The 11,541-nt window shown below is 23.4% G+C and carries 14 protein-coding genes and 1 pseudogene; 3 read left to right on the top strand and 12 right to left on the bottom strand.

Annotated features, from left to right (window positions below; genetic code table 4):
- Nucleotides 1-80 precede the first annotated feature (80 nt).
- Nucleotides 81-1,031 carry an IS30 family transposase gene (locus ACE38S_RS07405; protein ID WP_374697054.1) on the top strand — a complete coding sequence of 317 codons (951 nt, stop codon included), beginning with the start codon at nucleotides 81-83 and terminating at the stop codon, nucleotides 1,029-1,031.
- Nucleotides 1,032-1,609: 578 nt separating this feature from the next.
- Here ACE38S_RS07405 and ACE38S_RS07410 read toward each other — a convergent pair.
- From ACE38S_RS07410 to ACE38S_RS07430, 5 genes are all read right to left on the bottom strand, one after another.
- Nucleotides 1,610-2,413 (bottom strand): SDR family NAD(P)-dependent oxidoreductase, encoded by an 804-nt coding sequence (locus ACE38S_RS07410; RefSeq protein ID WP_374697055.1) that lies wholly within the window; start codon nucleotides 2,411-2,413, stop codon nucleotides 1,610-1,612.
- A gap of 4 nt (nucleotides 2,414-2,417) precedes the next feature.
- Nucleotides 2,418-3,107, bottom strand: a complete 690-nt coding sequence (gene pgsA / locus ACE38S_RS07415; RefSeq protein ID WP_374697056.1) for a CDP-diacylglycerol--glycerol-3-phosphate 3-phosphatidyltransferase — start codon at nucleotides 3,105-3,107, stop codon at nucleotides 2,418-2,420.
- A 952-nt stretch (nucleotides 3,108-4,059) separates the two neighbouring features.
- Nucleotides 4,060-4,233, bottom strand: a complete 174-nt coding sequence (locus ACE38S_RS07420) for a hypothetical protein (RefSeq protein ID WP_374697057.1) — start codon at nucleotides 4,231-4,233, stop codon at nucleotides 4,060-4,062.
- A 432-nt stretch (nucleotides 4,234-4,665) separates the two neighbouring features.
- Nucleotides 4,666-4,845, bottom strand: a complete 180-nt coding sequence (locus ACE38S_RS07425; RefSeq protein WP_374697058.1) for a hypothetical protein — start codon at nucleotides 4,843-4,845, stop codon at nucleotides 4,666-4,668.
- A gap of 171 nt (nucleotides 4,846-5,016) precedes the next feature.
- The gene (locus ACE38S_RS07430; protein ID WP_374697059.1) at nucleotides 5,017-5,157 is read right to left on the bottom strand and encodes a hypothetical protein; all 141 of its coding nucleotides are present in this window, start codon (nucleotides 5,155-5,157) and stop codon (nucleotides 5,017-5,019) included.
- A 1,293-nt stretch (nucleotides 5,158-6,450) separates the two neighbouring features.
- Between ACE38S_RS07430 and ACE38S_RS07435 the strand changes: the two genes are divergently transcribed.
- Together ACE38S_RS07435 and ACE38S_RS07440 are read left to right on the top strand one after the other, a co-directional pair.
- Entirely contained in the window at nucleotides 6,451-6,753 is a 303-nt protein-coding gene (locus ACE38S_RS07435) for a hypothetical protein (protein WP_374697060.1), read from the top strand.
- 288 nt (nucleotides 6,754-7,041) lie between these two features.
- On the top strand, nucleotides 7,042-7,251 hold the full coding sequence (locus tag ACE38S_RS07440; protein ID WP_374697061.1) for a hypothetical protein: 210 nt from the start codon (nucleotides 7,042-7,044) through the stop codon (nucleotides 7,249-7,251).
- Between the two features lie 507 nt (nucleotides 7,252-7,758).
- On the opposite strand, the pseudogene ACE38S_RS07445 reads toward ACE38S_RS07440, so the two are convergent.
- From ACE38S_RS07445 to ACE38S_RS07475, 7 genes and pseudogenes are all read right to left on the bottom strand, one after another.
- Nucleotides 7,759-7,863 (bottom strand): annotated as a pseudogene (locus ACE38S_RS07445) (IS30 family transposase); the annotation flags it as partial.
- Nucleotides 7,864-9,128: 1,265 nt separating this feature from the next.
- Complete coding sequence (locus ACE38S_RS07450; RefSeq protein WP_374697062.1) at nucleotides 9,129-9,275, bottom strand: hypothetical protein; 147 nt, start codon at nucleotides 9,273-9,275, stop codon at nucleotides 9,129-9,131.
- Between the two features lie 36 nt (nucleotides 9,276-9,311).
- The gene (locus ACE38S_RS07455; RefSeq protein ID WP_374697063.1) at nucleotides 9,312-9,566 is read right to left on the bottom strand and encodes a hypothetical protein; all 255 of its coding nucleotides are present in this window, start codon (nucleotides 9,564-9,566) and stop codon (nucleotides 9,312-9,314) included.
- A 309-nt stretch (nucleotides 9,567-9,875) separates the two neighbouring features.
- Nucleotides 9,876-10,037 (bottom strand): hypothetical protein, encoded by a 162-nt coding sequence (locus ACE38S_RS07460; protein WP_374697064.1) that lies wholly within the window; start codon nucleotides 10,035-10,037, stop codon nucleotides 9,876-9,878.
- A 117-nt stretch (nucleotides 10,038-10,154) separates the two neighbouring features.
- Nucleotides 10,155-10,295, bottom strand: coding sequence for a hypothetical protein (locus tag ACE38S_RS07465; RefSeq protein ID WP_374697065.1), 141 nt, complete (start codon nucleotides 10,293-10,295; stop codon nucleotides 10,155-10,157).
- 35 nt (nucleotides 10,296-10,330) lie between these two features.
- Nucleotides 10,331-10,735: a hypothetical protein gene (locus ACE38S_RS07470; RefSeq protein WP_374697066.1), complete on the bottom strand. Its 405-nt coding sequence runs from the start codon at nucleotides 10,733-10,735 to the stop codon at nucleotides 10,331-10,333.
- A gap of 364 nt (nucleotides 10,736-11,099) precedes the next feature.
- Entirely contained in the window at nucleotides 11,100-11,342 is a 243-nt protein-coding gene (locus tag ACE38S_RS07475) for a hypothetical protein (protein ID WP_374697067.1), read from the bottom strand.
- Nucleotides 11,343-11,541: the final 199 nt, after the last annotated feature.

The following is an 11,541-nucleotide window of genomic DNA, read 5'->3' on the forward strand; positions in this document are numbered from 1 at the left end:
ATAAAATTGCAAAAAATTTCATATAAAAATTTCATGATGCTAAGTTTATTTTAGAAAAATTAAAGTAAGGAGTTTTTTATATGGGATATAAACATCTTGGCATAGATGAAAGAATTTATATTGAGAATCAATTGAAATTTAAATTAAAAATTAGTGAAATAGCTAAAAATCTTAATCGAAGTATTAGTACTATTATTCGAGAAGTTAATAGAAATAAAGATAATAATCATTATTTTTCATTAATTGCACAAAATAAAGCAGAAAATAGAAAACAATCACATGTTTATTTTCATAAGTTTAAAAATAGAGAATTAGTAAAATATGTACAACAAAAATTATTATTAGGTTGATCGCCTGAACAAATTTATGGAAGAATTAAAAATTTTCATAAAGAATTAATTATTAGTTTTAAAACAATTTACAATTGAATTTATTCTGGATTACTTGAAAAGGTTACTAATAAAAATTTAAGAAGAAAAGGTAAGAAACGAAAATCTCAAGAAAATCGCGGTAAATTTAATGGTAAATCAATTAAAGAACGAAATGTTAATGTTAATAATCGCATAACTGTTGGCCATTGAGAGGGTGATACTATAGTATCATCGCGAGGTAAAAGTAAATCATGTTTAATAACTTTAGTTGAAAGAACATCAAGATTTACTTTAGCAATGTTAGTTGAAAATAGAACTACTAAAGTTATTAACGAAAACATTAGCCATTATTTATCAATTCTTCCAAATAATCTTGTTAAAACTATAACATTTGATAGAGGTAAAGAATTTGCTAATTGACAACAACTTGAAAAAAATTTAAATGTGAAAATTTATTTTGCTAATGCATATTCACCCTGACAAAGAGGTACTAATGAAAATACTAATGGGTTAATTAGAGAAAAATTTCCTAAAAAATTTAATTTTTCAAATACCACGAAAAATGCAGTTCATAAATTTATATTGTCTTTAAACCATAGACCAAGAAAAATACTAAATTATCTTTCACCAATCGAATATTTGGTTAGAAAAATAATTTAGTTGCACTTAACTTTACAATTAGGCGAAAGTAAAAAACAAACTAAAAAAATCATCTGAAAAATTATTGGTTATTTATAACAAACTTTTAAAATATCACATGACGCAATTAATCAAAAAATTTTAATTAAAACGGGTTTTGATAAAGCTGAAATGATCAAAAGATCATTGAATTTTATTCATCTCTTAAAAGAAGAGATCGCATAATATGAAGAACATATTAAAGTATATAAAAAATTAGTAACTAAATTAAAAACAATTAATGCTTAATTAGAAAAATAATATAATTAAGCACTTGCAAAAATCTCTTCAGAAGAAATAAGAAATGTTTTATTAAATGCATTTTCTAAAATTACAGACTTAGTAATTTAATTATTAGAAAATACACCACCATAATTAGTGAAATTTGTAAAAGATAATATCACAACAATAAATCCACCAAGGGGTAAAAAAATAACTTCAAATTTGCCAGAACAAAAACAATAATAACAAAAAATTATTAATGAAATTGATAGTATTGATGAAGGATATATATAAAATAAAAAATATGAAATATAAAAATAGAAACAACATTGTTGTTTCTATTTTCGTTTTCTTTGATAATTATAGACTGATGTTAAAACTCAATTTTGGGGACTCCATTTTGTTAATTTCTTAACAATCTTATTAATACTTCCTGTTATAATATAATTTTTTCGTTTTACTTTTAAACCTTTTACAATGCTTTTGCGAGCATAAGTAGACGTTTTCATTACTTTGACAGTTGAATGATATTTGGCATTGTGTTGATTGCTACTTCGATTTCAAAAATCAGTTTTTAAAGGGCCGGGGCATAAGGTGATAACCCTTACTGGTGATTTTGTTTTCTTTAATTCAGTATTAATTGCCACGCCTAAACTTCAAACATAAGCTTTTGAAGCATAATAACTAGCAAAGACTGGAGCGGGGGTAAACGCCGCTAAACTGCCAATGTTTAAAACACGACCTTTGTTTTGTTTAATAAATCGTTGCACAAAAAGTTTTGTTAAAATATGTAACGCTTTAATATTTAAATCAATCATATTAATTTCTTGTTCTAAACTAGATTCATTAAAGTAACCTCAAACTCCATATCCAGCATTATTAATTAAAATTGTTACATTATCTGTTTGTACCTCATTAAATAGTTTTTGACAATTTGCTAAAATATTTAAATCATAATTAATCATTTTAATTGATTGAGATGGATATTTTTTTTGTAAAATAGCAATAGGGGTGGTGCCACGAGCAACTGCAATAACATTATAGCCAAGTTTTAATAATTCTTCGCAATAACAATAGCCTAATCCTTTACTAGACCCAGTAACAACAGCTCATTCTAATTTATTTTCCTTTTTTTGTACCATTGGTTTATTGTATACTTTTTAATGTTGGTTTTTTAATAACGGTCATATCAAATAATGTTTTTCGATTTAAAAAAATATAACTACCAGCCGCCGATAATGATAATACTGTTGATAAATATATTGGAATCATAATAATTTGGTTTACTCATCCAAATTCATCTCATTGTCCGTTTTGTAAAGAATGACCATTAAACATAAGAAATCCAACAAAAAATAAAATTGTCATTCCAAACATTTCCATTGCTGCGCGAATACGTCCTAATTGATTGGCAGCCATTACTACTTTTTTAATTGCTAAAATTTGGCGAACTACATCAATTACAAAGTCTCGGGCAATTAAAATTACACTTATTCAAATTGGAATAATGTTAGCACATGCAAATACAATTAAAACAGTATTTGTTAATAATTTATCGGCAATTGAATCAAAAAATTTCCCAAAAGTTGTAACTTGATTATATCGACGAGCAATATAACCATCTAATAAATCAGTTAAACTAGCAATAATAAATAAAATTCCATCAATTAAATAACTAATTGGCAATGAATAAGTCACATTATTCCCTTCAATTACTAAGCGTTGATCTCAACCGTTATACAATGAATTATTTTCAAAAGGAACAATTACAATTAAAACAATAATAACTGGGATTAAAAAAATCCGAATTAATGTAATATAATTAGCTCAATTCATTTTATGTTCTCTTTTCTAAAGCTATCTTTGATGATATTTTAATATTACTTACATATTATATTACATAAATTATATTATATAAATGTATAATATTAAATAAAATTTATGAGATGGGAAGAAAAATTGTAAAATAACTAGTACAATTACTTCAAAAGCAACATTTAACAATCGCATCATATGAGTATCAATAGCGTATAGTCTTTTAGTTGTTTTTAACAAATATTTCCAATGCTAGTCAAGTTTTTTAGGAAATATTGTTACGTAAACCAATGAAGTTAAAATTAATCTTGGCCATATTCCACAACTAATAATTACAAAATACGGGGTTGTTCTCAAAGGAAACAGCTGAGGCAATGGCTTTTGCTTATCAAAACCATTTAATAATAATCTTGATATAAGTTTTATTGGTAATGCTGATAATCGTCAATTTAGACTATTTATCGGTTGGGACTGTGTTCGCAACGATTCTTTATCGAAATCAACCAACAACCTTAGCATTAACGTTTAATTCAAGTTGACCGCGAGAAAAAAATTAAATTAGCAACGGTTAAAACAATGGTTAACATTTGTATGGGATGTTAATAAAGAAACAAGAAATCAATAGTAAAAAAGATATAACTAAAGCGAAAAGGGAATGGAGCATGGAAGATAATAAAACTGGATTGGCAACCATTTTTATGACACTTTTATATGTATTGTTGTTTTATAAATTCAAAAGATGTTAAATAATTTAAACTACCATGAATTCAAATATTGTTATATCAATGCACAAAGTCAAATAATTTGTATTTTAATTGGGTTAAATTTATAAATTTTTGCCTCTTGACAAATTATTTTTTAAAACTTTTGTAAATTGTTTCAGCCCCAGCATTATCATAAGGATAGCCCCCTTTTATTGCTTAATGATTGTTTGGTGTTAAAAGTACTTAAGATATTATCAATGATTTTATTTTTAAATTCATTGCCCCCAGTCAGTATGAAATAACGTAATTTGTTTTAATGATCTTATAATTGAATAAAAGGTTTCTTGCACTAGTTGTACTATTTTATTTGTCTCGACACTATAGCCAATTATTTCACGATTAAACAAGTCAATCAACAAACAAAGGATAATGTCAAATGTCATTTAACACCACCTTGAACATATGTTAAATCACTAACAACAACTTCATTGGGTTGTGTTTTATTATTAATTATTAAATTCACAGTTTAAAACGTTGCTAATTTCGTCGTTATTAACCACCAAATTATGATTACGATATTTTAATTTGGTGTATTTAGATACTAACTAATCTTTAATCATAATTTGGTGAATTTTTCTTCGCGATAAGATAATATTTTTTTAAATTAAAAAAGCTTTAATTTTACAAGATCCATAAATTTTGGCGATTATCATTATAATAAATGCATTGATAATTTCTTGTTCATAATTATTAACATCAACAATAGCCACATTTATTAATTTGATAGTAATATGTTGATTTTGCTATCTTTAATTTTGATCCTATTTGACCAATTTTTCGCATGGAATATTTTTCTTTATTATTGTTAATAATTTCTATTTTTTGCTAATTATCAGCAATGCTTGCTTTAAAGGGTTGTTTTTCATTATAATTAGATTAATTCTTTTTGCAAGGCAATCAAGTTCATTTTCTTCAACAGTGCGATTATTTTTCGCTTTAAAAAATCCAGAATTATGAAATTTTTCAATTAACTGATATATAGTTGATTTTGACACCTTATATTATTTAAAAATTTCAAGAATGGTTTTACCATTTTGATAAAGTAAAACAATTTGTTTTTTAAATTCATATACCGATGAATTTATTCCCCATTTTTATATTCCTACTTTCTTCATAATTATATTTTATTTGAAAGTTAACATAAATATGATTAAACTTATTGTAAACTATTCAGATAAAATTTGAACAATATCTGAATAATTTTGATTATGTGCTAATTTTAATCCTGTATTATCCTCATTATATGTTACATTATCATCACCACACCCCATATTATAACAACAATTGTACATTTTATTTATAACCATATTTTGCTGATCAAAGCAAAATAATACCACCAAGAAGTTTGTTTTTTATATTAAGATTAATATTAAAATTAATGTTGGTTTGTTTTAACAATTATTTAAAAATATCTATATAATTATTTATGGTTGCAATAAATAAAGGTGTTCAACCATAAAAATCTTCTTCACTAACATTAGCTTTGTGTTCTAATAATGATTTAACTTCAACTAAGTTTTTAATTTTTACTGCTAAATGTAAATCACTGAAAGCCTGTCTTTTTTGGCGATTTAATGTTTATAAAATGTTTTTAATTTTTATCTTTATTGTTATTATTTTTATTGGCAACTAATGGTCTTGCTGTGTTACAAGTTATAATAATTGTCCCTAATAATCCTATAAGTTTTTTCATATTATTTATTTAACTTTCTTATCTTGAAACTTTTTATCAAGATCTATTGACATTATATATATAATCGCTTTTAGATCTATTTTAGGAAAGTAGGATAATTGGAATGATTATTAGATTCCTTGCATTACTTATTAAAATAATTAATATTAATTATTTTTAACTTCTATTTATTTTATTTCCCATACATATATATAGAGCGATAATCATATCTGTTTTTTAATAAAAATAAAGATAGTTAATAATATTAACTATCTAATAATAATTATCGTCGCATCCTTTACAAAATTATTATTAATATTGTTTTTTATTAAAATTAATTTGACAAATATTTAAAGTGGAGTTAGTGTGTGATTATTATTTGATAATAATTATCAAGTGGAAATGCTAAAATGATTACAAATATTGACTTTTTTAAAGATTATGAAAAATAAAATGATAAAAAATATATTGAATATATTACTAAAAAATTAATTGAAAAAGATGATTAATTGTTTAAAATAACAAAAAAGATCCACAATATCAAAAATACAAAATAAAATAAACAAAAAGTAAAACTTTAATAAAAAAAAGACGAACAACTATTACGCGAAGAAGATACTATTATTTTGATGAAATTTTAAAAAGAAATGTATATGTTTTTTGTTATACGAATATTTGAAATTTAAAAAATGACAAAGAATAGAAAATTCATTGCGAGAAAAAATATTATCATTTATGAGGGATGGAAAAAGATATAATGATACTGTATATACAGTTGTTAATTAAAAAATCAGTAATATGATGGTATTAAATATTTATAAAAATGTTGATTTAGGTAAAATTGACTATATTCATATTAATCAAAGTAATAAAATAGATATTACTTGTATATACTTTATATGTTCAAGCGGATGATACATTTCAAACCATGTTATACAATAAAACCAAAGAAAAATTTAAACAACATATATTAGTTTATACTATACATACTGGGTTTTATAAGGAAAAATCAACCGAAAAAATATCAGTAATTAAAGATAAAAAAGGTACTTTTGAAATTAATAATATTCCTCATAAAATTAAAAATTTAATTAATATTAAGGTATTTATAAATAAAGTTATTGAATTAATGCATAGTTATAATATTAAAAAAGATACAAATATTTTAGTTTTGTGTAATGGTGCAAATTATATTGAAACTATTTCTATTGCTATTGCTATTGCGAAATAATTTAAAAATAATATTATTTATATAAATTTAGATAAGTATCATTTAGTTAAAAAATTTGAACATTTATGATCATATCGAAAGAGAAATAAAATGCAATAAATAAAATATAATGTAGCAAAACAATATTTTTATACTGACAAATATGATGAGATATTAGATTTATTAAATTATCTTTTACCATATATTATTTAAAATAAACGAAATTATTTATTAAAAACAATTAAATACATTAAAAATAATGAAAAAGGTATTTGTAATCAAAATCTTTCTAATAATATTGGCTGTCATATGGAAGGTGATATTTCACATAAAGTAAAAGATGTTAAAGATAGAGGAAGCGAAATATATAATAAAAGAACTTTTAATAATTTATTAACTGCTTCAATGATTAAAACTAATAGTGAAACTAATATGAAAAATAATAAAGAAATAAAAAATATTGTAGTTAATAAAAATAATTTAGTTAAAGTTATTAAAGTTCAAAATTTAAGTATTTAGTTTTTAATTTATTACTTTTAAAAATGTAAATTAAATAAAAGATATTTTTTTAGTGTGTAAAAATACTAAAAATGAAAAATATAAGAGATAAATATTGATAATAAAATAGTTTGATTTAAAATAAAAATATAAGTAAAATTCTTAAAGCGTTCTAATTTCTTAAATTTTATAAGTTACCTTATAATTATTTATATAACCATCTTAATTTGCTTAATTGTAAAAATCATGGAGTTTTTAAATAGTTAATACCTTGTTTTATAATATTATAAATCTCTTTTGACAAAAGAGATTTTAGGTCCTTTAGGATTGTTTGGTTTCCTTTTTTTATGATTTGCTCATCAAGATTTTAATGTATTTGCATTTAGATTATATTGTTTTGCTGCTATTCAACAACTTTTTGTTTAATTTCCTCAATGATTTTTGTTATAAATTATGATGTATATTTGTTATATTTTTGTCCTTTTCTTGCTATATAAAATGCTACCCTATAAAAATTTAGCAAAATATTTTCATTTTACCTATTAAATTATTGTTTATAATAATATCTTTAAATCTTGTTACAATTTTGATAGCACTATGATTTTTAAATTTCACTGCAAAGTAATTATTACTTGATTTTTACTTTTATAGGTAAAGTTTAAATAATAAGAACTATTTGAAAAAGTTAAATTAGCATTATGTCCTCGATTAAGATAACCAGCAGCTCCTACAAACCTTGATAATATAATATTTGTAAATCTAATTTTTAATTTTACATCATTAGTATAATATGCTTATAAACATACATTTTGAATATTATTAACGGGTTTTAAGTTATTATCTAATATTTGCATTAAAAATAAATATTATTTGGTCTTGATATTTAGTTTTATATTTTGAAAAAGAAACCGATACTAATTTATCTACTTTACTTATAACAAATTGTTTAAATTTATGTTGAAATTTCATCTGTTTTAATAATTTTATTTTGATAAAAATTAGCATTTGTTTTTTGTTTGATTCCATCTTCTTCAAAATTAAAATCAAATATTTCACCAACACTAATATTGCATTGTCATCTTCCTACAAATAATTCTATATTAGAATAACCATAATTTGCTATTTTAGTTGTACTATTGGTAATAGAAAAATTATTAAGATTACTTATTTCAATCGTTTTATAAGCATCTTGAAATTTACTAACACTTTGAATTGTTGTTTCAATTTGTTTTAAATCAATTTCAGTTTCATAATACCCCGTATATTCTTCTATATAATCAAATAAATAAAACCAATTACTTAATCCAACTTTACATTGTGGTTGAACTGTAAAATTAAAGTTAATGGGTAATTTTGCATTAGCCTGAATAATATCTTTGATATAAGTTTTATATTTATATGGTACTTATACTGATAGTATACATATTCAGGGTAATTAAATGTTGGTATTTCATAGTCGTGGGGTAATAAGAAACTAGTTTTATAATTAGTTGTCATATTGCGTAAATAATTATTTAATACACTTTTTGTTTTACCTCTAAAACTTCGTAATGATAATCTTAAATAATCTTTTTCATTATTGGTATATGTATTATCCGCATAAAAGATAATTTCAAAATTACCTTTATATAAAGCTTGGATTGAAAACATATCAATTATATAACTACAATTTGTTCCATCAGGTGTTTGTAAGAATTCACAATCATTATCTTTTTCACTATCACTAACTGGTGTTTGAGCATCAACTGCTTTGGTTTTTTCATTAATTAAATAAACTTGGTTAGTTTTTTCATTTAATTATTTTAAATTATATTTTAAATAAACTATATTATTTGTTGGTTTACTATCCTTAGTTAAAACAGTACCCATTAATTTATCAGTTAATAAAGTTGTAAAACCTAAACTAGTAGCATTTGCTCCAAAGATAGCATCAACTTTATCATATTCCCTTGTTCTTTAAATATTTCAAATGGTAAATAACCTTTATCTTTCACATTATCACCTCAAAATGCATCATTATAAAAACTATAAATATTAGCACTCATAAAACCATTTAATCATTGAAAATTAGGTCAAGTTTTTTAATCTTGATTAATTACTCAACCCCAAGGAATACCAAATGAAATAAAGTTTAATAATTTACCAACTCCACCGGTTATTGTAAAAGGATTAAATACTAATTTTTGAGTATAGTTTAAAGGTAATGCAGTTATTTGACGGTTAATAAAATTATTCATATTTAAAATATCCCAAACATTACATGCACCCATTTTATTATATTCAATTTGAACTTGGTCAACTGTATTATCAAATTCATCTTTTCTTCTAAAATACAATGATGCTTGAGTACTAATAATATTGTCAACTATACCCGTTTATTTTTATTTTGTTTGGTGGTGTTATTTTTCAATTTTTTGATCAATAAAATTTAGAATCCTTATCTTCTGTATGAATAGTTGTGCCAACAGCGGGATTTGTTGTTGTTGAATTTGTTTTATCAGTTATAACAATAATTTAACTATTTTTTTGATTTAAAAAGTCATATTTACTATCCATATCTGTTTTTCAATCTTTATAACCAGTTATCATAATTGGTTGAATCCCTTGGATGTTATATAAACTTACTTTGGGTGAAGCATAAGTATTTACTTTGTCGGGTGGACAAAAGGATACGTGTTATACATTAATAAATCACGATAATTCATTACTTTTGGATTAAATTGACCTTTAATAATTGGTCGATCAATAACTGGCATATCAAAAAAGGTCGGATTACCCATAAAATTTAACCGTCATTGATCTAACACCAGGGTCTTTTAATAAAACCTCATCTAATTCAACAATGCCTTTATTTATTTTTTCATTATAAGTTATTTTAGGAAAACAATAACCTTCCCCGGGGCGCCTGATGTTTTAATAAATTGTTACACCGATAAACCACTATTACTAATTTTGTTATTAATACTTGAAAAGGTAATTTCTTGTCATAAAAAACCACCATCATATGGTGAATAATAAATTAATAACGTTTGATGGATATAATCATTGTCTATCTTGGGGTGCATGATTAATATCACCACCAAAATTTAAACCATGGTCATTAAATACAAGTATAAAAATTATAATAATCATTAATATTTAATTTACTTGCATCTTCATCTAAAATTAATAAAGTATATTGTCTTTCGATTGATCGCTTTGTAAATACTTGTTCAAATTTAGTTTCTCCAAATTTAATTGAACTTTTATCATCAATCACATAAGCATATCAATATTTACCAACCTTAACCTCTTTCGTATAAAAATTATCAGCTTTATTATCATTATTCATAAAATAACTTAATTTATATTGATTTAAGTATTCTAACATTAGATTAATATCATAAATGTTTTCACCATCAATTAATTTTCAATAAACATTATTATTTTCATCTTTTAATTTTATAACAAAAAGTGTTTTGTTATTTGATCATAATTGAGTTAACTGGTTGATTTTTAAAATCATCAATTGTTAAGATATTAATTTCTTCACCTTTATATTTTTATACTATTTTTAAACTATCTTGTCATTAAACAATCGTACTTTCCATATTATCAAATATTTGTGAATAACTACCGTAATTACTTGGTTTAGCATTATTAGGTTTTCAACCTGTTTCAATATCAAGGATATATTAACTATAAACATTAAAAGAAAATACCATTTCAATGTCCATTATCTTTTATGTTTTCTCTTATATCTATTAAGGTATCGTGGCCTGTCTTCTTAATTCTTCTATAATCTATTGATTAATTCTACTCATTTTTTAATTATCCTTAATTTCTGTTCTACCTTGTAAAGCATTTTGATTATTACCAATTTCATCATATTACATTAATTTATTATTATGTTCGATCTCTTTGGCTTGCATTTTATCTTGTCATGCCTCTATTTTTTCAAAATATTTTGTTGCTTCTAATTCATCGATATTGTCATATTCAGTTATAGCTCTTACTGGTTCCATTGTGCCATTATCTAATCTAGCAGTAATTAATTCATTTTGTCGCATTTGGTCAACTAAACTAACACTAATAAATCAAAACCATAAGGACGTTCGCCTGTGCCATCTCATAAACCATAATATTTTAAAACAGTATCAAATATTTTAGTATAATATTGCTTACGGTATGCTTGTAAATAGGCTTGTTTTTCTAAGTCTTTTGTTTTTAAGTTAATAATGATTGGGTTTTATTATGGTCATTATCTGATTTATCGTCAAATGGATTAGACATTATGGCGCGGTTTTTAACTGCGCCATATCACTAACTATT

This window comes from Spiroplasma endosymbiont of Polydrusus formosus (assembly GCF_964263245.1).
Classification (GTDB): domain Bacteria; phylum Bacillota_I; class Bacilli_A; order Mycoplasmatales; family Mycoplasmataceae; genus Spiroplasma.